Here is a 24,476-nt window from a genome sequence, read left to right on the forward strand (position 1 = left end):
GTCACGACGCATCTCTCCTTTGCTTCACACCGAAAATCCCCCTAGGTCTGATTAATAAAACTAAAATCAGAATGCCATACAGAATCAAATCCCGGTAAGTCGAGCTGATCATCGTACCGCTGAAGCCCTCGATCAAACCAATCAATATTCCTCCGATCATGCCTCCCGTAACACTGCCGAAACCTCCGATCACAGCTGCGGCAAAGCCTTTGATTCCGATCGTCCCAATATCGTAGGAAGCAAAATACACAGGTCCGAACAGCGCGCCGGCGGCGCCAGTAAGGGCACCGGATACCATGAATATCAAAGTAATATACTTTTTGATGTTTACACCGACAAGCTGAGACATAACACGGTCATCCGCAATCGCACGCATCGCTTGGCCTACGCGGGTGAAACGGAAGAAGCTTTGAAGCGCCAGCATAATGATAAATGCGATCACAATAATCAAAAAGTTCAGCCCGGAAATCTGCACATCGCCTAATGCAAGTTGATTCGAAGAAATGTTATTAGGATAACTCAAGGTTTTGGTACCCCAAATTAATCCCGCTACTTGCGGCAGCATAATCAATAGCCCAATGCTGGCTATGAGGATATGAAGCTCCTGACCGCCCCGATTCTGGATCGGCACAAACACCAGACGATTGGATAAGTAACCAAGCACAGCTACGATTCCCATAGTAATCAGCAAACTGAAATAATAATTAAATCCAAGCGTGACCAGCATCGTGTAGCCTACGAGACTACCCAGCATCACCATCTCGCCTTGTGCAATATTGAGATAGCCGGTGGATCGAAAGATCAAGCTGAACGCCATAGCAATTAAACTGTATATGCTTCCGATGGCAACTCCACTTACTAAAATGTCAAATAACATGGAATCCTCCTTATAATTGAGCTGGATCGATTTCCCGGTCAAATTCAACTGTGCCATTATTTATCTTCATAATATACAGCATTTTTTGGATGGATCCGTTCGGATTGTAAGTGAGTTTGCCTGAGGCCCCGTCAAAATCTTTGGTTTCCAGCAGAGCTTTTCTTACCGCTTCCGTCTCCAGCTTACCCGCCTTTTCAATCGCCGTTTTTAACAGATATACAACGTCATATCCTCTAACTTCATAATCATCCGGACTATGTCCTGTTTTTTGTTTCCAGGCATCAGCGAAGGCTTTAACCGTTCCCGTTTCGTTTTCCTTCTGATAGCTCGTTGCTGCAACCACGGTATTATTAGCTGCTTCGCCCGCAATTTGAGCATATTCAGCGTTCGTTAACGACACATTGCCTAAAATCGGTTTGTCATACCCCAGCGCTCTTGCCTGCTTCGCAATAAGTCCTCCATCCGGCGCATAGCCCGTAATCATGATATGAGCATTGGGATGCTCTTTCAATCCCTGACTGAGATAGGAGTTAAAATCCTTCGCATTGACGGGGTAGGTGTACTCTTTTACAATTTGCAGGCCATACGACGTACCTTTTTCCTTGAATGGATTGAAGATCGATTTCCCATAAGCGTCATCGCGAATAAAAATGATGACTTCCTTCACTCCCATATTTTTAGCTGCATGATAAGCGATGGACCCGCCTAAATAATCACTGTTAGGTATGGCTACAAAATAATACGGATCATTCGTGTTGGTCACCTTGGGATCTGCTGCCGTTGCTGCAATTCCCAGCATTTTATTCATTTCCACCTTTTGCTTTTCTGAGAGCGCAACAGCACTGCTTGACCCGGATAACACGAACTGGGTATCATTGGAAGAAAATTTGTCTATAATCTGCTGTCCCTTAAATGGATCGCCTTCGTTGTCTTCCTTCAACAATTCAATTTTCTTCCCCATAATTCCGCCTTTATTGTTTATCTCCTCTACAGCATAAACAACGGCATTAAAGATGGGAGTTCCGAATGTTGCCGTAGCCCCGCTGAAGCCCCCCGTATATCCGATTTTGACCGTTTCAGCATCGCCTCCTGCAGCGTTTGATGATGAATCCGTACCCGGTGTAGAAGCGCCTCCGCAGCCCGATACTACCAATATGATGGCAAGTGCCATAAGGATGATTGCTTTTTTCATTAGTTTAGCTCCTTATCCTTTATATAGTAGATTATTGAACCACTTTACTTTTACCCCTTCGATCAAAAATCCGCTTCACCTTGGTTTCCTTCCCTGCTCCTGTCAGGTCGGCTGTGCTTCCTATAGGAACGACATTGACGATCGGTGTGACATTAAAAGTGTAGCTGAAACGGTTACGAATCTCAGTGGACAGCTCTGCTTGGTCGCCATGATGCTCAATGCTAAGAATGATCTCATCCATCCCACCCTGGGTATCAATCTCCACTACATACTCACTGATCCCACTCTCCAAGGACTTCAGCAAGTTTTCAATTCCCATTGGAAAAATATTTTGTCCTTTAATGCGAATCATATCGTCCACCCTGCCCTCAATAGGCAGCATTCGGGTTAACGTCCTACCGCATGAGCAAGGCGTATCGTCAACCGCAACCCGGTCACCAGTTGAGAATCGAATCCTTGGGGAGTTTTTCCAAGCCCAGCTTGTCACCGTCATATTACCGTATTCCTTATTGGGTACCCTCTTTCCATCCTCACCCAGCACTTCGATCAATCCGAAATCTTCCCATACATGCATTCCTGGTTTCCCATACTCGCTGCGGCTGTGATCACAATTTATGGAGCTCCAGGTCATGGTATCTACTGTGCCATACAGATCAAAAAGCTTGGCCCCCCATAATTTTTCGTTTTCTTTTCGAATGCCCTCAGATACCATTTCTCCTGCGGTTACAAGAATTCTAACAGTGGAAGAGGCCAGATCAACACCTTCAGCTTCGGCCACTTTAGCAAGGTGATTCAAATAGCTCGCCGTTCCGTACATGACGGTCACGCCAGCCTGATTAATCCATTGAACCTGCTTCACGCTTGGCGTCGTTTTACCGCTGCTGGTAGGCAATAAGGTAGCGCCTACCCCCAGAGCACCTCCTGCTCCGCACCATGAACCCCCCATGGTGTTAAATGTAAATACGTTCTGAACGATGTCTGTCGAGTTCACGCCGATAAAGCCCATCGTACGAGCCCAAGTATCCTGCAATCCTGGAAAATCATCCTCCTTTATTGGCATCATGACTGGAAGTCCCGTCGTACCACTAGTAGAAACAATGAAGCTAGCATCGGATAAATTGGAGAACGTATAGTAGTTTCCAAAAGGAGGATTCTTTTCAATCATAATTCTCTGTGTATTTTTATTCCATGTAGGTAGTTTTTGAATATCGTCAATAGTTTGGATCTGTTCGGGAGAGACGCCTGCTTCATCCCAAAGCCAGCGATAAAAAGGAATATGATCCCACGCATATTGAATGACCTGCTTAAACCGCATGGATTGAATTTCCTTAATTTTCTCCCTTGGTTGTTTACAAAGCTGCTGTTCCAATTCTTCGGAATAACGAGGAGATCTGTACCAAGGAATATCTTGATAAAGTGCGGACATGTTGTTGTACCCCCTATGGAAATGTTATGAACGGACAAGATCGTATTCGATCAACCATTCACATAATAAACATTAAGTAAGGAATGTATATCGTCTGCAGTAAGAAGATGATTCTCTAGGTGAAGGGTTACGTGAAGGAGATGTGTTTCGTGAAGGAGAAGTTGATCTGCATATGAATGATGATACAGATGCGATAGTCATGCAACGGAGATACATTCACCTCCTTTAATGTAAGGTATAGTGACGTTAAATCAAAATAATTAAGATAATAATGATTATTATATACTTTATCGGGTTAATGTCAACAACTTTATGTCAGTTTTTATTACATAATACAAAACCAAGTGTACTTAGTAAGCGCTTACACTCCTTGCTATATTGATTTCCGCTTTTCCCCGTTATCCCACGGTACCACTTTTAGGGATGATAACCCCCTGGAAGAATTCTATATAGAATTCTTCCAGGGGAGACTTAAATGCCTTCTTTAACATGATTAACATTATCATAATCATTATTATTTTTTTGTTAAACTAACATTATCATAGGTTTAAACGGTGTGTCAATACTGAATTTTCTGAATTTATGTATAGACGGCTTATAGAGCTATGCTTCAGATTCATGACTGCCTCATTTCCAACTGGGATGCATAATATTAAAAGCTGATGCCTTCATCTTGCCTTTTGGATGTTATGGTAACGTACTCATTCCGTCCCGCACCAAGCCCCACAATAAGAAGAACGATAATGACCGCGATGAGGGTTAGCAGCGGCACTTTCCAAGAGCTGGTTAAATCATGCAGCAAACCAAAGAGGATCGGTCCAACAGCAGCAAGAAGATAGCCAACGGACTGTGCCATTCCTGATAGCTCGGCGGCTTGCTCGGCATTTGCGGTTCGCAGCGTAAGGAGTGTGAGCGCCAGACTGATGCTCGCTCCCAAGCCTAGGCCGATCAGCATGGTCCATAGCGTCACAAGCATGGTCCCGCCGCTAAGTAGACCTATGTATCCGATAAGGGGAAGCAAAACGATAACCGTGGCGAGACTTCGCTGGCTTGGACGTCGGCCAGCCAATACCGGTGCGATGAACGTAGCCGGGACACCGACAAACTGCATCATGGAAAGCATCCAGCCTGCTGATGCCGCGCTCAGTCCCCTATCCGTCAGAATGGTTGGGAGCCAGGCCACAGTCACATAGAATACCATAGACTGCAGACCCATGAAGAAGGTCACCTGCCAGGCGAGCGGGGAATTCCACAACCCGCTGATAGCTGCTCCGTTCATCCGGGAGGCGGCAGCCTGACGTCGGGATTTCAACTGCGGCAGCCAAGCCAGGGCTCCTATGACAGACAGAATAGCCCAGCATACTAGCGATCCTCGCCAGCCGAGACCTAGGTCCTGCGCGATCGGAACGCTCAATCCAGACGCGAATGCAGCCCATATGCTCATGGAAACCGTGTATACTCCTGTCATAAGACCAACGTTACCGGGAAAGTCACGCTTAATTAAACTAGGCAATAAGACGTTACAGACAGCGAGCGCCAAACCCAGCAAAGCCGTCCCGGCGAATAACGCCACTGCTGAAGATACCGACCTCAACAGGATCCCTGCCGTCAGGACAACCATGCATCCTAATAAGGTTTGCTCCATCCCGAATCGACGAGCTAGTTTCGGAGATAACGGGGAAAGGACCGCAAAGCCGATCAGAGGAAGAGCTATGAGCAATCCAGCAAGTATACTGGATAAACCTGCCTCTTCACGAATGGTTCCTACCAAAGGACCCACGACGGTGAGTGAAGCACGCAGGTTTGAAGCCACTAATATGATTCCAAGGACTAGCAGTATGTTCCTGATACTGAAGTGACCTGCGGTCAGCTTTGATCTATCTTTCATAAGCATCTTGTTACAACCTCCTCCTTATTTATCAACGTATAACCCCTCCTCCCCAACCCAATGACTTTACTGAGTTCAGTTCGGGCACTGCAAATAAATCCTATTAACATATGTATCACGGATATGGTCTGTCGGCAACTATATATTACAATTAATGTACGCTCTTTTCTCCTCCTTAAGAAACATAAGTTACTATATAACACAAAAAAGAAGGATTCCCTTGAACCCCTCTCTGTCAGTTATATTCGTTTATTTCATCAGCTTATTCATCGTTGTCAGCAGCTCAGTAATGACTTCTTCATCACCATCTTGAATACGTTCAATGACACAGCTTTTCATGTGATGCTCCAGCAGCAGTTTTCCTACCCCGTTTAAAGCAGATTGAATGGAAGAAATTTGATTTAACACATCATCGCAATACGTATCCTTCTCGATCAACCCTTTCACACCACGGATCTGCCCCTCAATCCGGTTCAAGCGGCTGATCAGATTACTTTTAGCTTTATCGGAATGATGACTCCTTCGCTCGTTAGGGTTCCCGCAAGCTTCATGCAGATTGCTCTCCTCTTGTGTCATTCGATCCACTCCTTGTTGCCTTATATTATACTATCGTCCGCCTAGCCTATGCAAAAACCCGATCACAAAAGTGTCATAAGCGCAATTACACCCGCATATATATGTTTTCATGCCCGATTTGTGCGGGACTCATGAAAGTAAATGAAAGGGTTTGGTGATAGGTCATGTGGCAAAGCGTACTAAAGAAGGATCAACTGGAAATTCAAATGAATTCAACAGACAAGTCCATTCAGGTTCGAATATCAGAAAAGACGGAGACGGCCGAACAAGTAGAATTGGAGCTTAGCCAGTCTGAAGTGTTTGAACTACTGCATGCTCTCTTAACAATTAATCGTTCATTCAACAAGGAGACGATGTATTATGATGAGACGGTCCACGCCTGATTTCATATGTGACGACAAACAATGGCAATCTAGAACATGAAAATCAAGTTCTAGACTGCCATTGTTTTGGTAGAATATTGACCTTCGTTCAACAAAGGAACCTCCTTTGATGATGAAAAGGTGTTATGCTTCAGGATGCGTTTTCCGGCCCATGAATCCCTCGTGCCAGCCATGAAAATGTGTGATGCGCTCTTCCCCTTGTTTCCAGCAAATCAGTACTTCCTTCCCTTCCAACACCGCTGGAAAATCCAATAAGCCGGGATTAATCATCTTCAGCAGGACACCCTTTCGAGTGAAGTTTTCAATTAAAAGATTCACTTCGATTCGCATAAATTCAAGCTGGCTTTCAGCCTCAAAAAATGGATCCTGATCATCCTCCTTGCGAAAGGAGACCCGCTCTCGCTCGGCTTTTTTCTTTTTAAGCTCCAGATACTGCTCCTCAAACTCCTTTGTCAATGTCTGCAGCTTTAGCAAGTCCTCCTTCAACTGCGGAAGCAGCTCGTTCGCTTCGCTTAACGTAAATATTTTATTTGTCATGGCGCATTCGTTCCTTTCCCAAAATGTACTACATTACTCGCTATAACTATACAAATCTGCTTACCTATGAATAGATAAAACTAGTGTAGTCAATTACATCCCCCACTTAACCTAATAATGTAATCGTATAGTGCTGGTCGTTCATTCCTTCCTTCGAATAGACTCTTTCCTTATAGTACATTTCTTCTCCCGTCATCAAAAGAACCGTCGAGCTCCTTGTGCCATAACCATCACTTTCAATAAAAATAGGAGAGAGAATCCTTTCCCATATTAGTGAAATTCCTGTGTCAGGAAGCAGTTCATCTGAGACTGAATCAGCCGTCTGGAGCAATGACAAGACCCGCTCTGCCAAATCCCCATGGCTTTCACTAATGATATTCGCCAACCCATCTTTACCCCGTGAGACCTTTGGCCAATCGGAATTTAATAAATGATTACTGAGTCCATAAACACCCGGCTCCAGCTTGTGAACTGTATTCTCCATATTTGAATAGTAGTAGAGCTCATCCGCATCCCCTGCCAACAAATTGTAGCCAGGATACATATTACGTTTTTTGGCTAATTCATGCATGAAATCTTCAGGGGGGTTATTATCCTTTAAAAAATCGGCAACCAACTCCCCTCGAGAACGTTTGCCATCTGTTATTTCCTCCGGATTTCGATAATTCGTTAAAGCGGCGAAGCGTCCTGTTTTCGTCACACCCATCCATGTACCCATTTTGTGTAAATCCCGACCGGCAAGTACAGATGGATAATCCTCCCAATAATGAACCGGAAGTGTTGGTCTCTTGTAAAATTCATCACGATTAGCAGCAACGATCAGCTTGTATCTCTCGTGTACATGATAAGCAAACAAAATTAAGCACAATGTGATATCCCAGCTTTCCTCATCATTTATTTTGTAGTTTCAGTTTAATCAAGGTATCTGTATTTTACAATTCAACTTTCGAGCATAATTTCCTTTCAAATCCGATATTATTTATTGTTGAAATCGAAATGGGGGGGTAGCATGTCCAACGGATTCGTTATGCGCTCTTTAGACGAAGTACGGTTCTGGTCACGGATCATGAAGGAGCATTCGCTTTTTCTGAAATTAGGCTTTCGCTGCGATGATACTCATTTAATACAAGAGGCCAATCAATTTTATGCCGTATTTGAGGAAATTGAAAGAAGGTCCAATACCTATACTGCTGATACTGATCCCGAAGTAATAAAAAGATTCAATGTAGAAGTACACAATGCAGCTTCCCATATCTGGGCTTTTAAAAGAAAAGTGTTGGGACTCATTCTAAGCTGTCAACTGCCTGGAGCGAATAACTTTCCTTTGTTAGTTGACCACATCAGTAGAGAAGCATTTTATTTTAGAAACAGATTGGAAGAACTTAACACTGGAAGATTAGACCCTCTACCTGATGCAATTATGAATGAGAATGTTTTTTTCTTAAGAATCATGGCAGATCATGCCAAATTTATTGGACACTTATTGGACCCCTCCGAACGTCAGTTAGTAGAACAGGCACGTCATTTTAGCCAAGATTTCGACCAATTGCTATTTCAAGCAAGGGATTTAGAATCTATGCGCCCTCAATCCCATACCGTTCCTTTATTAGACCAATTCCTTGATCAAAATCGAATTTCCGTCAAATCCCTCCGTGACTTTAAAAAGACAGCTAAAGAATTAATTGAGGATTGTCGTATAAAGAGCATCATTCACCCCTTATTGGCTGACCATGTATTTCGGGAAGCTGAAAGGTTCCTTTTCATTATAGATATGCTAGAAAGCAGTTTGACAAAAACCGCCGCGAAATAAAAACATAGAAATCTAGTGTTATTCACTTTGGGAATCATGTTCAACCCTATCTAGCAGGTGGCCGCGGCCACCTGCTCTTTCTCATATAATATACGGTTCAGCGGATCGTTTGAACCGTATATTTTTTTTCTTTCGTTTTTCTATGATAGAATACCTTATGAACAACATTCCAAAGTTTATTATCAATCGCTAAACGGTTGTTTCTAGTCATTGAGTATGTTCGCATGAAGTCAAGACAAATGACAATACATTAAAGCCACAGGGAGTGATGGTTATGAAAATGATGAAAGCTGTAGGACTCACTCGATATCTTCCGATTGAAAACCCTGAAAGCCTGATGGATTTTACAGTACAAAAGCCCAACGCGAAGGGACATGATCTGTTAGTCAAGGTTATGGCCGTCTCAGTCAATCCGGTTGATACCAAGGTTCGTGCACCCAAAGAACAGATCGAAGAAACGCCCCGAATCTTGGGGTGGGACGTGGCAGGCGTTGTGGAAGAAGTGGGAGAGGACTGCAAGCTGTTTCGTCCTGGGGACAAAGTGTATTATGCCGGCAGTATCTCACGGCAAGGCGGTAACAGCGAATATCATCTTGTGGATGAACGAATTGTCGGGCGCAAACCCGAGACTTTAAATTTCGCAGAAGCGGCAGCTCTGCCCTTGACGTCCATCACAGCTTGGGAAGCGCTGTTTGATCGAATGAAAATCTCCCAAGATCCAATTCACAACAAAGGAAAGTCCCTGCTTATCATAGGTGCTGCAGGCGGCGTAGGGTCAATTGCCATCCAACTGGCGAAACAAGTTGGTCTTACCGTCATTGGGACAGCTTCCCGTCCAGAAACGATGGATTGGGTAACCATGATGGGCGCGGACCATACCGTCAATCATCATAACCCACTGCTCCCGCAGCTCCAGGCTCTGGGATTATCACACGTCCCCTATATCTTTTGCTTGAATGCTCTTGAGAAACATTGGAAAGGGATTAGTGAGGTCATTTCTCCTCAAGGAGTAGTTTGTGCCATTGACGATCCCAAGTCCCCCCTCGACCTTACGCTGCTCAAGAGAAAAAGCGTTACCTTTGTCTGGGAGTTCATGTTCACGCGCTCCCTTTTTGAAACGGAAGATATGATCGAGCAGCACTTCTTGCTTAATCGCATCGCCGAGGCCGTAGATAACGGAACGTTGAGAACTACTCTGACCCAACGCCTCGAACCCATTTCTGCAGAAAACCTTCGGAATGCTCACGCACTCCTGGAGAGCAACAAGATGATTGGCAAATTGGTGCTGGAGCATTTCTGATTCGCACGGAAACCGAATTGATTTTGAAAAGTCGTTGGGTCATCCCAGAGAAATTAGAGAAGTATGGGTATAAGTTTAAATATGATCAAATGGATAGGGCACTTCGAGATATTGTAAAGTAACCCTGTTATCTCAAGATTTCTTCATATTAGCTTCCTAGTTTTTTTTACTAAAAACTACTAGTATCAAAAAAGGGCTTCGCAAATGGTTTACGCCATCTTGCGAAGCCCTTACAGCTTTCTCGTACTAATATCTTCCTACTTGTATGATAGCCGCATTGGCCTCTTCATTGATTTGAAGCGGGTATTGAAGCGCGCGCTCTATGAAATCATAGGGGACATAAAGTACGTCATTTCTCACATATGGTTCGGCTACTACAGTGCCTTGTTGTGCAGCCGATTTTTGGCTGGAAATATCGACTTTTTCACCATTGACAAACGCAAACGAATAGCCGGACGACACGTGAACGATCGTTCCGTCTGCCTTGCGCACTATCGCGGAATAAGGCTCGTCTCTCCAGGTAAATGTGTCCCCCATTGCCTCAACAATGGCTTGTATAGGGACATACACTATTCCGCCGCGTAAGACCGGCAGGCCTTCTTCTTCAGCTATTTGCTTACCTTTCACCATCAACATTCCAAAAGCATCATCCTGACCCGATTCTACCAAATTTGTTGCTGGTGGCCTTTCTGAAGGTACCACCTCCGATGGAGCTTCAGGTCGGGCTATCAAGTTTTCAAGCCCCTGCTCTTTTATATTCCTTAAAAACTGCAGCGCCTCCGCCCTCGTCAAATAATCGTCGCCTTTATATCCTTCTAAAGTTGGAGCGGTTTTGCCGCTTGAGTAGTTATTATCCAGCAAGTATATGACAGCTTCTTCTTTAGAAAGATGTTTCCCATCCACCCCGGCAATAATTTGTGCCGCCATGTAACGGTTTATTGGGGTTAACCTTGCATCCTCTCGCTCCATACCTTGCAGAAAATCAAGATGGAATCCCCAGGCGTATAAATAATATTTCGTGTCCCAACGATCGGACACGACAGGCAGGTTGCCTGCTTTTGCTTTGGAGGACCGTTTATACAGGATCGATTCTTTCAGCTTGTTGTCTTGTTCCGCCCCGTAAAGTCTAAATAACCACGCCAAAAGCTCCGCTTCTTTCACGTTATCCCCGGGATGGAACGTTCCATCAGAATATCCTTGGGCTACTTGTTTTTGCTGAGCCCATTGGATAGTTGCTTCCGCCCAATGTCCATTAATGTCGGTGAAAGGATTACTTGTTTCCTTGGCGCTATCGACAGGTTGCGAAAGGATGGCGTCCCATAGCCCCGCTTCCTCATGGAGTGCCGGGCTATCCAACTCCTCCTGAATCAACGGTTCGGACGGTTCCCAAATATGAATGCTCACGTGTTCGGTTGTTTTTTCATATTCCGCAGAAAAGAATACATATTCATCGAGCTTGGCATTAGTTACAGTTGCGTAGCCGTCTTTAATTTCCATTACCTTCGGGTCATATTTAAATTTCACAAGCTGCGTTACGTCCTCCTCTCGTCCTGACTCGTACTTGGCGGTAAAACGGCCGAGCTTTATCGGTTTGCCCAAGTCGGCGGACAATTGGTCTTCAGGTGTCGTTAATTCCACCACTTTGTCTTTATATCCCTCGGTTGTAAACGACCATGTGTTAGACTCATTGGAAACTTGTCCCGTCTCCACATTTTCGGCTTTATAATCAACGCGGACGGTATAGGTCATGCCACTGCCGAGAGGCGCTTTCGGAATTAAATAAATCTTTCCTCCCGCCATGCTATGAACGTGATCATCCAACATATAAAAATCAACGGGGTTGCCGCCCGAATCCGTAAGGCTTCCCTCAATCAGAGACATCCTAACGCCGCCGCCGGAATTAATAGAAATCGGATATCCGACAAGGTCGCCGTAAGGTCTTCCGAAAGGCTCCAGCGGGTTAGGGTCTTCTGCAGCAATCCAGGACGCCGGTACACCGGTTTGTCCGTTATACGGATAGTACACTCGCTTGTTATCCGATCTCTCCAATTTGCTGTTTACAGCGGGAGTAATGACCGTAGTGTCGCTTATGCCAATCCCTACTTCCCTGAATTGCGGAGCGAGGAGGAGGGTGCGATGCAAAGGTGCATCGATGAGCCCGTTAGCAGCATCTACCGGATCCCCCGTCGGACTAATCACTTCGCCAACATCGGAAAAGCTCGGGTAACCCGCGATAATGGCCCGTGCCCCTGCATCACCGCCTGTAAAACCTATATCTCCCTGAATTTCCAAGTGAAAATTCGTAGGAGCGCCGTGCCATTCCAAATAATTGGAATGCGCCTGTGCCGCCTGATTGAGGTTATCATTGAATTGAAGCGGCGTTATGCCTAACGTGGATCTCAAATGATTTATAATATGTAACGTTGTCTGTCGCTTTGCTAACAATTGCGCCGTATCGATGTTTTTATAGACGTCATTCTGGTTGTCCAACGTGTTATTCCCAAACACGGTGACCGGGATATCCGTCGCCGCGCCTCCAAATTCCGCGCGGACGTTCGTTGCGCCCACGCGCAGCGCGGTTAATGTAATTACGATACCTGCATTATTTACGGACACAATATTTTCATCCTCCGCGTAGATTCGGACAAGCGGGGACACATCGAAGCCGCCGTCGTCCGTATGGGCGAGAATCGTTAAAGAAGCTGTTCCTCCAACTTCCATATTGTACGTCCTTGCCGTCGATGGCGCGATATACTGTATATCGCCCAGCCCCCACCCACCGCTCGGCGGTATGTATTCGAGGTTATTTTGAGCATTAGCGCCTTGCACACCTGCGGCAACCATAAACGCTGTAAGTATGATTGCGATGAGTTTTTTCATGTTCTGTGCCCTCCATGTTGTGTTCAAATGTGTCAAACAGAGCATAGCTCATAAACACCTTCCCAAGATTGTCGGATAATGACGAATTTTGTAAAATATTGACGTACTATTAACTCTTCACTTATTATATGAAAACTACTAGCATTATCAAGGAAAATTATTCAAGCACAGTTTTTGCCACATAAAAAACTCTTAGTATTTATAGAGTATACGGAACACTCAATAAACACTAAGAGCTTTTCGTCGATAGCATTGGAGCCACCCAAAAGGAACTTCCATCTCTTCTCCCACACGCTTTGAGACTGCCCCTTTTAACAGTTATTTATTTAATATTGTTTTGCACTTGCATGGAATGTCCATAGAGTGACCATCACCGGTACTTACATAGACTTTCCAATATTCCGCTGCCATCAGACATTGTAAATGTTCTTGTTGTGCCCTTGCCAGCGTCAACATCAACATATCCAAAGTCATGTGTATCATGATATACTTTGAATTTTACCGTTCCCTATTTCATTTTCTATTTCTTGCACACTAACAAATTTCAACCCATCGTTGTTGGCAAAAGATCTGAGGACAAAAATAACATCAATACCACAGCCAAGAAAGCCCCCCTACATTTTTCCATAATAAACAGCCTCCGGAATTTGTTATTGACCATAGTATACCAGAATACTAGCTTCACGGCATACTTACTGCGGTAAACTGCCAATTAATTCGACAGACTCCGATCAGAAGCCTGCTCAACTATCGAACTTCGTAAGGCCAATTGGCCTGCGTGTCGCGGTAGTATACCGCTGTATACTTTTACAAAGAAAAAAGCACTCTTTTGGTCTTTCGAGTGCTTAAACATTTATATATAAAATTCCTGTATCATTTCCCTTATGACCATGTCCATTGCTTGAATCTGACCTTGCGTGATCTGCTTCATGTCGGCAAGCTTCGGCAGCTCCATTTGTTCAACAAGAGCATGTTTTCTCCAAATCAAACGCTGGATGTATTCCGCATCCTGCCGCGGCGAAAAGTCTCTGGCATCTCGATGACCCCAGTACACCATTTTAAACTATCGGTATACGAGCGTATACACTCTTTCGTTATCGATCCTAGTTAACAGAACAAGCTATTTTGTTTGGAATACTATATCGATTTGGCAAAATCGACCAAAGATTGTGACATACTATTTATTTCATCCATCGATGCATTTACTTGCTCTGTCAAGGCGGCTTGACTCTGTGTGAGAGTACTCATATTCCCGATATGATTTAGAATTATTTCAATGAGTTCCTTCATATCATTCAGACTGTTCTCTATGTTCCCGGTAGCATTTGCACTATGTACTGCCAGTTTTCTTACCTCGTTGGCAACAATGCTAAAACCACGACCTTGCTCACCAGCACGGGCAGCCTCGATTGAGGCATTTAAGCCTAATAGATTAGTTTGATTCGCAATTTCTTTAATCAAATTTGAAATGTTTTTAGTTTCGTCCGCACTGTTTTTGGCTTTATTGGCAGCTTCAGCTGATTGCTCTTGGGCGATAGCAAGTTCTTGTGCCTGATCGGTTACAGAATTGACACCTCTAACCATCTCGCTTATAGAGTCAGAAAGTTGCTGCATTTGCGTAGTCATTTGGTGAACGATTTGTTCTTTGTTTTTTTCATGGGTAATATCCCGTATGGTTCCCGCCACTCGCAGCGGAACGCCATCGCTGTCTCGAATGGTTTCTCCACCGGCATGATACCAGCGGTATTCACCGTTTTTCGAACGCAGACGATAATCAATGTCAAATAGAGTTTTACCGGTATGGTCATTTAGATGGTCGGCAAAAGCTTGTAACGTCCGCTCTTTGTCCTCTGGATGAAGTCTCCCGCTCCAGCTGCTAAGCACATTCGGAAAGTCCGACTCATCTTTGAAGCCAAGCGTTTTTCGAAATTGCGGCGACCACCAAAATTCATTATTCGGATTTACAGGGTCGCCAGCGATCACTGTCATATCCCAAGGGGCTTCTACCAGCGCTCTATTTATAAGATCGTAACGTGTGACCAAATCTTCCATTTCTTTTGCTTTTAGCTTCTTCTCGTGTATATCAAATATAGCGCCGGCTACCCTTAACGGGACACCATGGCTATCTCGGATGGTTGATCCGGTGGCGCGGAACCAACGATATAGACCGTTGTTCTTTAGCAACCGATATTCCACATCAAAGGGAGTTTGCCCGGTTCCATCTTGCATGTGAGTCACAAAGGCTTCAAGAACCCAGTCACGCTCTTCCGGGTGAAGCTTTGATGCCCAGCTATCAAGGATATTGGGGAAATCATTTTCATCTTGATAGCCAAGCATGCTGCGGAATTCGTCAGACCATATAAATGTATTGTTAGGATTAACGGGGTCACCGGCCACAACATGCATATCCCATAGACCGACTTCAATCGCTTCAGTTACCAGATCAAGGCGAGTTTCCAAGTCGTTTGCGTAATGCATCATCTTTTCTATAATAAAATTCATATTCTCGGCGATTTCTTTGGATTCCGAAGTAGCTGCCAAGGGATCTAAGGATCCGGAAAAGTCATTCATTTGAACCCTTTTTCGTAATTTTCTAGTTTCCTCTAATAATGCAGTGAGCTGGTTATTTGGTGCCGACTTAAAAAACATAAATCATCTCTCCTTATTATTAAAAATTAAACCAAGTAACGTGGCAAACCACCTCCAGTTTGTACAGTATAAGTATTTTCGATTTTATTCGACATCATTCGCTATTTTAACCTATTTAATATTTCATGACAAATCATTTCATTTTATAATAAGAGTTCGGTTACCGGAGGCCTCTGACATCTTTTAATATTACATATAATTATATTTTTTCAGTTAGTTAAGCCGCTTACGGTAGTAGAGACAGGTTGAATGAAGGATGGGGTGCGTAGACTCTGTTAGACATGGGACGTAGAGCAGCTCGGCACGCGATTGGCTTCCCATACTCGACTCCGCGAGAATCTTGTGCTCGAACCAAATACTTGAACTTTGCATTATCTACACCATCAATTGGTTTAGAAGAAGTGATTTGAGAAATTTTCTGATTTTGAGTAGAATACATAGTGTATCTCCCTGCATTGTTTTTTTGGATCCGATCGATAGCCAGCAATTGGGATCCTTACACATCTTACCAAGGAGCCTTTTTATTCTTCAAACCCCATATTTCTTCATAAAAGGAATGCTGACCGATACTTCAATAAATACAAAAAAGGAGCTGCTTCGTAGCATACTCCTCCATAGTCGAACTTCATTAGTAAAATAAAAAACACCAAAAACTGGTACTTAATTAAAGTTGATTCATTTCCGGTTAGCGTAAGTGGAGCTATGTTGGAACTGCTGACGCTAATCGAGCTGTTTAGACGGAGATGACTTCGCCAAATATGCAAAGCTAATATAGATCAATATGGTGTATGAATTTTGTAAATAGCATTATTTAACATAATCTTCTGTTTTTAGTGGAAATCCAATTTCAAATGCAAATGTCGAGCCACGGTTTGTTGAATTTTCAAGCCAGATACGCCCATTCATCAATTTAACTAACTGTTTGCATATTGAAAGTCCAAGCCCCGTTCCGCCAAAATATTCATCAGCGATCTTCGTGTGTACTTGTGTGTATGGTTGGAACAATTGGTCAATATAATCATTCGGTATACCAATACCTGTGTCTTTTACCCTGAAAGATAATCGTTGATACTCTAAATCTTCAGATGTCAAATTGACCGAAATTTGAATTTCCCCTTGCTTTGTAAATTTGACTGCATTTCCAACCAAGTTAATTAAAACTTGCCGGATTTTATGCTTATCGCCTACCAATTTATGTGATATCTCTGAAGCGAGTTCACTCTTTATAATAATCCCCTTTTTTAAAACTTGAGCAGAAAACAGATCTAGCACCTGATTCAAGCAAGAATGTATGTCAAATGGTTCAACATTCAATTCCATTTTACCAGCTTCGAATTTTGAAAAATCCAATATATGATCAAGCAAAGAAAGTAATGTTTCGCCGCACGAATCAATCGTATCCAAAAATTCCTTTTGTTCCTCCGTCATTTCGGTAGATTGAAGCAAGCTTGTCATTCCAATAATACCGTTCAATGGTGTTCGGATTTCATGGCTAAGCACTGCTAATAATGCAGACTTTTGCCGAGTTAGCTTGTCAATATTGCGTGAGGCCAACCGCAATTCCATTTCATCCATAACTATTTGAGCGAGAACGTTCAAGATATTGAGTTCTTCATTCGTGATTGAACGGGGCTGATAGTCCATCACACATAGTGTGCCCAGGTTATGATTGTCGTGAGTAGTCAGTGGAACACCGGCATAGAAACGAAAACCGTTTTCTTTTGCGACCAAAGGATGTGCGAGCGACCGCGGATCAATACTTGCATCATTAAGAATATAAGGCTTATTGTGAAGGATGGCTGAAGCACAAAGTCCAGGTTCACGTTTTACCTCCTCCAGGTCTATCCCATGTCGGGACTTGAACCAAACCCGATCCGTATCAACTAAGGTTGTGATAGCAACGGGCACATTAAGTAATTGGGAAGCAAGCGAAGTTATTCTATCAAAAGAGCCTTCTGACGGCGTATCAAGTATCTGGTACCTTTGCAAAGCCTGTAATCGGTCTTGCTCTTTTTCAGTTTCTATCATAGCTTTTTCCTTTCTTATCTAATCATGAGTGTTACCATTATTTAAATTGATTCGCTAATTGTTCTTGAAATCCTTTATTATATGTCAAGCAAATACCACAAGTTGGGAACAGAACAATTCTGCCTGTTGGTATAATTATAAATCTCAGAATAATACTAAGTTTTTATCTTGTAATAAAAAAACCACGGATCTAATCCCGTGGATAATCTACTCTCATTATATCCATAAAGGGTACTTTTACAGTCTCTACAGACCCCCGGACATGGACTTTTCCAGTTCTTGAATCCATCTCCACAATCAGTCCGCGAACCGGTTCTCCCCATCCCCATACCGTCAGCAGGATTTCAGAACTTTCCAGCTTAGCTTCCGTTAGTTGATTTCCTATCTCCTCTAAAACAAATTCATCCCTCGTTGGTCGCTTTGCTACCTTTGCCTTTGCCACTTTTATTCCCCCGTAATAATTCCATTTATAGTCCTAAAATATCTTAATATAAAAATATACTAATAATACTCAAAATGTAGCTTATGGATGTGCGTAACTGAAGGGATCGCAACTGACCCCGCTATTTTTTAAATCCATGATTTGTTTTTTAATTTTACCACAGTGGGTCACATGGAGCTAAGAAAATTTTGGCCTCGTCTTAATTCGTTATCCTGCCAATAAGTTGAGTATCGAAGACGTTGAATCCTAAGTTTACCACAAGTCTTTTTTCTACGTATAAAGTTACCACGATTACAAAATAACCTACCTAACCTGTAATCTGTACAGGGTCGTAAATAAAAATGGCGCTTTGTAACACTGTTTTCATAACCGGATCGGCCATTTAAGATCGAGAGAAAAGGCAGGAAATCCGGATATTACAAATCTATTTATGTTACTGGGCATATTAAAAATTCAAATACTTGCAGGGAGTTCAAGTTACAAGCCCTTTGAATGACTATCGTTCTAAGATCACATAGGAAGCTATAATACCGAATAGCGCTGAAATAAACACTTTCATAGGAACAGAAAGGAATTCTTATTTACTACGTCGAATAATGTGGCTGAGGTGATTATTAATGTCTGAGTCAAGAGCTCTTTATTCCGATACAGAGTTATTCGCAGCATCATTGTTCCAGTTGAAAGTAACCGTCTGGGAACACACCGCTGATGATATTCCTGTAAGAATTGAGGATGGCGGAACAATTGAACGAATTACCCCTATAAGCGTTAAAATAAACGGGACTAATTATGTGCGAAGCGATTGTGAATTTCGAGTATATATGAGCGATGTTAAATCCTAAGATTCATTACTGAAAAACAAAGCCCAATTTCCATCGGTTATGAACGATTGGCAGCCCCTCGCTATTACAGCATGCAACATAGAGCAATTTCTTATCGATGGCTATTTTGCATTACCCGATTGAGGAAATTATTCATTAACAAGGGAATAGAAATCAAGATTGGTGGATCGTCAGGACGGGGAACGTGGAGCGTAACTTGCTGATGCGGGACGGAGGAAAAGGGACCAACGATGATCGGCTCCTTTAATCGGGCGCGTAACGTTGTGTGCGGAAGCAAATAATCCAAGGCTTGCATCCCCCAAGAAACCGATGTAGCCATCAGATAGTAGGTGCCCGGTTTGACGCCTGTAAAACAAAAATCCCCTAAAGAAGGAACCAACGTTCCGTATAGGGGAAGTCCTTCAGGAATCGGTTTGGCAAACAGGCCGATCAGAATGACACCTTCAAAAGGAATCGTCGATTGGACGGTCCCTTCTATTCTTACGTGTTGATTTAAACTAGGATATGACGTACGCCAATCGTTAAGCTTCTGTAATGATTGCAAGTGATTGTCCGCTTGCAGAGCCGAGTTCCGAAAGTCGGACGGCGTCACTCCTACCCGTTCGGTAAATCGGGTGGTGAAGGTTCCTAGACTCTGCTGCCCTATCTCCAATCCGATATCGCGAATACTCAGATTGGTCCGCAATAACAAATCTTTTGCCTTTTGCAATCGGAGGGAAGAAACATAATATAAGGGTGAGATACCTATTCGTTCTTTAAAAATGCGCGAGAAATGGTACTGACTGTAGGCTACATGACCGGCCAACCGGCAAAGCGGAAGCGGTTCATAAATATGCTGATGAATATATGCGAGCACCTCGTCAATTTCTGAATATCGGTTAGTCACAATACCTGCACCTTCCTTCCGCTCATGTTCCTTTTGGGATAAGGGATGGCTGCCAGTTCCGTTCCGGCTGCTCATAAACTAGGTTGTTTACGAGTTTAGATTCCTGTCCTTATTGAAGTACTACCAAAGTCAATCATATCAAACGTATGTTCCTGTGTAAATAATTTCCTTATCATTAGGAAAATCTGTAATGCAGGTAAACATACTGCGATCCCATCCTTATTACGTTAACCGAAAAATAAGATCAGGCTGCGGTTCAATGTTAAGTCTATTCAGCTCAATAATCAGCTCGCTAGTGGTACGAGATTTTGCATCTTCTCCCATGTTGAGTTATTCGCCCCTTAAAGCTTATAATATAACGAGAATATAGATTAAAAGAAAAGGTGTCATTCATGAGCATATTAAACGTAGAACGACTAAGCCACGGCTTTGGAGATCGCGCTATCTTCAATGACGTATCCTTCCGCCTGCTCAAAGGCGAGCACATCGGACTCATCGGCGCCAACGGCGAAGGCAAGTCCACCTTCATGAACATCATTACAGGCAAGCTCCAGCCGGATGACGGCAAGATCGAATGGTCCAAGCGCATGCGCGTTGGATACCTCGATCAGCATGCGGTGCTAAACAAGGGCATGACGATCCGCGATGTCCTGAAGGGAGCCTTCCAATACCTGTTCGATATGGAACAAGAGATGAACGACATGTACGCTAAGATGGGCGAGGTATCTCCGGAGGAGCTCGAGCAGCTGCTTGAGGATGTCGGAACGATTCAGGATACGTTAACCAATCAAGATTTTTACATGATCGATGCCAAGATCGACGAAACCGCCCGTGGACTGGGACTTACGGATATTGGATTAGATAAGGACGTCAACGACCTTAGCGGCGGACAGCGGACGAAGGTATTGCTCGCGAAGCTGCTGCTCGAAAAACCGGACATCCTGCTCCTTGACGAGCCGACGAACTATCTCGATGAGCAGCATATAGACTGGTTAACGCGCTATCTTCAGGAGTATGAGAATGCATTCATTTTAATCTCACACGACATTCCGTTCCTGAACAGCGTAATTAACCTGATCTATCATATGGAAAATCAAGAGTTAAACCGCTATGTTGGCGATTACGACCATTTCCAGCAGGTCTACGAAATGAAAAAACAGCAGCTTGAATCAGCCTACAAGCGCCAACAGCAAGAAATTGCGGATTTGAAAGACTTCGTAGCCCGGAACAAAGCGAGTGTCGCGACGCGGAACATGGCGATGTCCAGACAAAAGAAGCTCGACAAAATGGATGTCATCGAGCTGGCTAAGGAAAAACCGAAGCCACAGTTCAACTTCAAAGAGGCAAGAACGTCCGGCAAGCTGATTTTCGAAGCTGCGGAGCTTGTCATCGGTTATGAGAATCCCTTATCAAGACCACTCAACCTCCGAATGGAACGTGGTCAGAAGATCGCGCTTGTGGGTGCGAACGGGATCGGTAAAACTACGCTGCTAAGGAGTATCTTAGGCGAGATCAAGGCACTGTCCGGCTCCGTTAAGCTTGGAGATAACCTGAATATCGGCTACTTCGAGCAAGAAATGAAAGATGCCAATTACAATACATGCATTGATGAAATATGGAATGAGTTCCCTTCTTACTCGCAGTTCGAAGTGCGTGCGGCGCTGGCCAAGTGCGGGCTCACGACCAAGCATATCGAGAGTAAAATTACCGTGCTTAGCGGCGGCGAGAAGGCGAAGGTACGGCTCTGTAAGCTGATCAACCGCGAAACGAACCTGCTCGTGCTCGATGAGCCAACCAACCACTTGGATGTGGATGCTAAGGATGAGCTGAAGCGCGCCCTCAAGGCGTACAAAGGCAGCATCCTGCTAATTTCCCACGAACCCGAATTTTATCGCGAAGTTGTAACAGATACATGGAACTGTGAATCCTGGACGACAAAGGTGTTTTAAACTGTATCCAAAAGCTTATCTAACCGAGAGTGGTTAGATAAGTTTTTTTGTTGTTCCATGCATTTTACATTATTTAATAGAAACGCAAACGAAAAGGAAGACCATGGGGGCCTCCTTCTCTTTACAACGGTTAAGCTTCAATTCGCCAGGCTTTGGTATAAACCTGCGTACTGCTGGGCCGATTTGCGCCAGCTGAAATCTTTTTTCTTGATGTTGCTCATCAAATTCGACCAAACCGCAGGATCTCGATACAACCGCACGGCCCGTTCCACGGTATACAGCATATCATGGGCATTATAGCTGGCGAAGCTGAAGCCGGTCCCTTCTCCTGTTTCTTCATTATAAGGGATGACCGTATCCCGGAGCCCGCCGGTTTCACGGACGATCGGAACGCTTCTGTAACGCATGGCGATCAGTTGGCCGATGCCGCAAGGCTCGAACAGCGAGGGCATCAAGAAGAGATCCGAACCCGCATAAATTTGTCTTGCGAGTCCTTCGTCAAATAAAATTTGCGCCGACAGCTTGTCCGGAAACGCATCAGCAGCCCAGCGGAACAGCTGCTCGAAACGAGGCTCTCCCGTGCCCAGAATGACCCACTGAGCATCCAGCGACATCAGTTCGCCGATCACCCGGTCGATCAGAGAAAGCCCCTTCTGATCCACCAGCCTCGTCACCAGCGCTATCATAGGTACTTCTTTATTCACGGGAAGTCCGAGCCGTTCCTGCAGCTTCACTTTGTTTTGCTGTTTTTTAGCCAGCGAATCGCGGTAATTAACCTCAATATGAGGGTCTGTCATCGGATCGAATTCTTCATAATCCAGGCCATTTAGAATCCCTTGCATCCGGTGACTGTTATTTCGAAGCAAGCTGTCCAAGTGTTCGCCGTAATACGGCGTTTGGATTTCTTCAGCATAAGTCGGGCTCACGGTGGTAACGAAGTCAGAGTAAAGAAGTCCGCCTTTAAGAAAGCTGGCTCCGCCGTGCTGCTCCAGAGCATATCCATGGAGATGCTCGTCCCCCAAAGCGAAGTAATCATTGAACTGCTCTTTGCCGAAAACCCCTTGATATTTCAAGTTGTGCACGGTAGTAACGGTTTTGATATGAGCGTATTCGGGCTGGTAGCTAAAGTGGACCCGGTACAGCACAGGGATCATACCGGCTTGCCAGTCGTGACAATGGATGATGTCCGGCATGAAATCAATGTGCTGCAAGGAATCCATCACCGCTCGGCAATAGAACGCAAAACGTTCAGCATCGTCACCGTATCCGTAACAGCCTTTACGCTTGAAATAAAATTCGTTATCGATAAAATAAAAAATGATGCCTTCATGCTCCAGCTTCGAAATCCCGCAAAACAATGTTCTCCAACCCATTTGCAAATCAAATACGGCAACGGGTTCCATCTTCTGTATAAAGCTTTCAGGGATATCGTCGTACTTAGGCAGTATGACACGAACATCGAGTCCTTGCTTAGACAGTTCCTTGGGCAGCGAACCGATCACATCGGCAAGTCCGCCCGTTTTGACAAAAGGTACGGCTTCAGACGCGGCAAATAACACTTTCATGGCTTCCTACCACTCCTTTATTTTTTACGCGCGTCCGGGAAACAGACGATGTTGCTTGGACGCCGCTGCCTGATGGAGCAGCGTCTGCAGCTCCGGGTTGTGAAAAGCGGAACTGCCCCCCCTCCCGGACACGGTGGTTTATATTAAATAACCTTAGTTTTGGAAGCGATAAACGGTGCTTGTTTGTCACCGGTAAGCACACGGCCCCTGCTAATGAAAACATCTTTGTCCAGAATGGCATTCTCGATGATGACATTCTCTTCGATTTCGCAGTTTTGCAGGATAATGCTGTTCTTGACGTAAGCGCCTTTTCGGATTTTGACTCCACGGAACAATATGCTGTTCTCCACCTTGCCTTCGATCACGCAGCCGTTAGCAATGAGGGAGTTGCGGGCATGAGCATTCTCTGCGTATCGGGCAGGAGGCTCATCCTTGACCTTCGTGTAGATTAAGTTTCTCTGGAAAAACAGCTCGCGCCATACCTTCGGATTCAACAGCTGCATGCTGTTCTTATAATAGCTTTGAATGGTGTTTACGATGCCAGTATGCCCTTCGTGCAAATAGCCGAAAACGCTGAGCTTATCGATATTTTTCATAATACCGTCCCGCACCAGATGGTCATAGCCTTGAGCAAGGCAGGATTCGACCATGTCCAGCAGCAGCTCTTTACTCATCACATACATCTCCATGGAGATGTTATCGGTTCGAAGACGTCCCGAATGATCCTCGATCACCGTCACCTTCCCGTCATCCTTAACGGCCATACGGCGGTGTTTGGCATATTCATCGATATCCGCTTTTGTATAGACAACCGTGACATCGGCGCTCTTCTCCAGATGATAATCCAACACGGCATTATAGTCGATATTACATACCAGATGGCTGCGGGAAATGACCACATATTCCTCACGGCCGCGGTAAAAATAGTCGCGATGACTGTAAAACTGGAACAAATCGCCTCGGGACATTCCAGTGGTTTCATGAAGTATGGCCGGTAAAATAAACAGTCCACCGCGCTTCCGGTCCAAATCCCATTCCTTGCCTGAACCAAGATGGTCCATCAAAGAACGGTATTTGTGCTGCGTGAATACAGCTACATTCTCAATACCCGAGTTCACCATATTCGATAAGGTAAAATCAACCAACCGATATCTCGAACCGAACGGCACCGATGCAACGCAGCGGGAATAGGTCAGCTCCTCCAAATCATCCGGCTCGTTCACCAGATTAACAACGCCCATCATTC

The 24,476-nt window shown here is 44.3% G+C and carries 19 protein-coding genes; 5 read left to right on the forward strand and 14 right to left on the reverse strand.

Annotation, left to right across the window (positions count from 1 at the left end; genetic code table 11):
- Position 1: 1 nt before the first annotated feature.
- From JOE45_RS05690 to JOE45_RS05710, 5 genes are all read right to left on the reverse strand, one after another.
- Positions 2-877, reverse strand: a complete 876-nt coding sequence (locus tag JOE45_RS05690; protein ID WP_210021116.1) for a branched-chain amino acid ABC transporter permease — start codon at positions 875-877, stop codon at positions 2-4.
- Positions 878-887: 10 nt separating this feature from the next.
- Positions 888-2,069: an ABC transporter substrate-binding protein gene (locus JOE45_RS05695; protein WP_210021115.1), complete on the reverse strand. Its 1,182-nt coding sequence runs from the start codon at positions 2,067-2,069 to the stop codon at positions 888-890.
- Between the two features lie 31 nt (positions 2,070-2,100).
- Positions 2,101-3,495 (reverse strand): phenylacetate--CoA ligase family protein, encoded by a 1,395-nt coding sequence (locus JOE45_RS05700; protein WP_210021114.1) that lies wholly within the window; start codon positions 3,493-3,495, stop codon positions 2,101-2,103.
- Between the two features lie 652 nt (positions 3,496-4,147).
- The gene (locus tag JOE45_RS05705; RefSeq protein WP_245246668.1) at positions 4,148-5,389 is read right to left on the reverse strand and encodes a CynX/NimT family MFS transporter; all 1,242 of its coding nucleotides are present in this window, start codon (positions 5,387-5,389) and stop codon (positions 4,148-4,150) included.
- A 243-nt stretch (positions 5,390-5,632) separates the two neighbouring features.
- Positions 5,633-5,959 (reverse strand): metal-sensitive transcriptional regulator, encoded by a 327-nt coding sequence (locus tag JOE45_RS05710; RefSeq protein WP_210021113.1) that lies wholly within the window; start codon positions 5,957-5,959, stop codon positions 5,633-5,635.
- Positions 5,960-6,123: 164 nt separating this feature from the next.
- Between JOE45_RS05710 and JOE45_RS05715 the strand changes: the two genes are divergently transcribed.
- The gene (locus JOE45_RS05715; protein WP_210021112.1) at positions 6,124-6,342 is read left to right on the forward strand and encodes a hypothetical protein; all 219 of its coding nucleotides are present in this window, start codon (positions 6,124-6,126) and stop codon (positions 6,340-6,342) included.
- Between the two features lie 123 nt (positions 6,343-6,465).
- On the opposite strand, the gene JOE45_RS05720 is transcribed toward JOE45_RS05715, so the two are convergent.
- Both JOE45_RS05720 and JOE45_RS05725 read right to left on the reverse strand, forming a co-directional pair.
- A complete protein-coding gene (locus JOE45_RS05720; protein ID WP_210021111.1) occupies positions 6,466-6,879 on the reverse strand; it encodes a DUF2203 domain-containing protein in 414 nt (137 codons plus the stop codon).
- 106 nt (positions 6,880-6,985) lie between these two features.
- A complete protein-coding gene (locus JOE45_RS05725) occupies positions 6,986-7,747 on the reverse strand; it encodes an NRDE family protein (RefSeq protein ID WP_210021110.1) in 762 nt (253 codons plus the stop codon).
- A gap of 141 nt (positions 7,748-7,888) precedes the next feature.
- Here JOE45_RS05725 and JOE45_RS05730 point away from each other — a divergent pair, with 141 nt between their 5' ends.
- The 3 genes from JOE45_RS05730 (at position 7,889) to JOE45_RS05740 (ending at position 10,111) form a co-directional block, all read left to right on the forward strand.
- Positions 7,889-8,689, forward strand: coding sequence for a DUF2935 domain-containing protein (locus JOE45_RS05730; RefSeq protein WP_210021109.1), 801 nt, complete (start codon positions 7,889-7,891; stop codon positions 8,687-8,689).
- 268 nt (positions 8,690-8,957) lie between these two features.
- Positions 8,958-9,989: a zinc-binding alcohol dehydrogenase family protein gene (locus tag JOE45_RS05735; protein ID WP_210021108.1), complete on the forward strand. Its 1,032-nt coding sequence runs from the start codon at positions 8,958-8,960 to the stop codon at positions 9,987-9,989.
- A gap of 23 nt (positions 9,990-10,012) precedes the next feature.
- Positions 10,013-10,111 carry a DUF1731 domain-containing protein gene (locus tag JOE45_RS05740; RefSeq protein ID WP_461479533.1) on the forward strand — a complete coding sequence of 33 codons (99 nt, stop codon included), beginning with the start codon at positions 10,013-10,015 and terminating at the stop codon, positions 10,109-10,111.
- Positions 10,112-10,235: 124 nt separating this feature from the next.
- Here JOE45_RS05740 and JOE45_RS05745 read toward each other — a convergent pair whose 3' ends face one another.
- The 5 genes from JOE45_RS05745 to JOE45_RS05765 all read right to left on the reverse strand — a co-directional run bounded on the left by JOE45_RS05745 (position 10,236) and on the right by JOE45_RS05765 (position 19,716).
- A complete protein-coding gene (locus tag JOE45_RS05745; RefSeq protein WP_210021107.1) occupies positions 10,236-12,869 on the reverse strand; it encodes a stalk domain-containing protein in 2,634 nt (877 codons plus the stop codon).
- A 1,137-nt stretch (positions 12,870-14,006) separates the two neighbouring features.
- The gene (locus JOE45_RS23795) at positions 14,007-15,518 is read right to left on the reverse strand and encodes a methyl-accepting chemotaxis protein (protein ID WP_210021106.1); all 1,512 of its coding nucleotides are present in this window, start codon (positions 15,516-15,518) and stop codon (positions 14,007-14,009) included.
- 807 nt (positions 15,519-16,325) lie between these two features.
- Complete coding sequence (locus JOE45_RS05755) at positions 16,326-17,546, reverse strand: GAF domain-containing sensor histidine kinase (protein WP_210021105.1); 1,221 nt, start codon at positions 17,544-17,546, stop codon at positions 16,326-16,328.
- Between the two features lie 190 nt (positions 17,547-17,736).
- Positions 17,737-17,988, reverse strand: coding sequence for a YolD-like family protein (locus tag JOE45_RS05760; RefSeq protein ID WP_210021104.1), 252 nt, complete (start codon positions 17,986-17,988; stop codon positions 17,737-17,739).
- Between the two features lie 933 nt (positions 17,989-18,921).
- Positions 18,922-19,716 (reverse strand): helix-turn-helix domain-containing protein, encoded by a 795-nt coding sequence (locus JOE45_RS05765; protein WP_348632488.1) that lies wholly within the window; start codon positions 19,714-19,716, stop codon positions 18,922-18,924.
- 392 nt (positions 19,717-20,108) lie between these two features.
- Here JOE45_RS05765 and JOE45_RS05770 point away from each other — a divergent pair, with 392 nt between their 5' ends.
- Positions 20,109-21,665: an ABC-F family ATP-binding cassette domain-containing protein gene (locus tag JOE45_RS05770; RefSeq protein ID WP_210021102.1), complete on the forward strand. Its 1,557-nt coding sequence runs from the start codon at positions 20,109-20,111 to the stop codon at positions 21,663-21,665.
- A 137-nt stretch (positions 21,666-21,802) separates the two neighbouring features.
- Here the strand turns inward: JOE45_RS05770 and glgA are convergent, their stop codons facing one another.
- Both glgA and glgD read right to left on the reverse strand, forming a co-directional pair.
- Positions 21,803-23,230, reverse strand: a complete 1,428-nt coding sequence (glgA, locus tag JOE45_RS05775) for a glycogen synthase GlgA (protein ID WP_210021101.1) — start codon at positions 23,228-23,230, stop codon at positions 21,803-21,805.
- A gap of 143 nt (positions 23,231-23,373) precedes the next feature.
- Positions 23,374-24,474, reverse strand: a complete 1,101-nt coding sequence (glgD, locus tag JOE45_RS05780; protein WP_210023399.1) for a glucose-1-phosphate adenylyltransferase subunit GlgD — start codon at positions 24,472-24,474, stop codon at positions 23,374-23,376.
- Positions 24,475-24,476 lie beyond the last annotated feature (2 nt).

This window comes from Paenibacillus sp. PvR098 (assembly GCF_017833255.1).
In the GTDB taxonomy this organism is placed as follows: domain Bacteria; phylum Bacillota; class Bacilli; order Paenibacillales; family NBRC-103111; genus Paenibacillus_G.